The organism is Sulfitobacter sp. HI0040 (assembly GCF_001634885.1).
Classification (GTDB): Bacteria; Pseudomonadota; Alphaproteobacteria; order Rhodobacterales; family Rhodobacteraceae; genus Sulfitobacter.
In genome coordinates this window covers 1-232 of sequence record NZ_LWEX01000497.1, presented here as the reverse complement: position 1 = coordinate 232, position 232 = coordinate 1, and the positions used below count along the sequence as shown (strand labels likewise).

Genomic DNA, 232 nt, shown 5'->3' with positions numbered 1-232 from the left:
AGGAGGACAGCAGCTCGCGGATCTCCATCTCCACCAGCTCGAGCAGTTCCTCGTCGTCCACCTGGTCGACCTTGTTCATGTAGACGACCATCGCCGGGATGCCGACCTGGCGGCCCAGCAGGATGTGCTCACGCGTCTGGGGCATCGGGCCGTCGGCCGCGTTCACCACCAGGATCGCGCCGTCCATCTGCGCCGCACCGGTGATCATGTTCTTCACGTAGTCGGCGTGGCC

The 232-nt window shown here is 65.5% G+C and carries 1 protein-coding gene; it reads right to left on the bottom strand.

All coding sequences use genetic code 11. The annotated features are described in order from the left end of the window. A partial coding sequence (locus A3728_RS19720) for a GTP-binding protein (protein ID WP_236630572.1) occupies nucleotides 1-232 on the bottom strand: 232 nt, incomplete at both ends.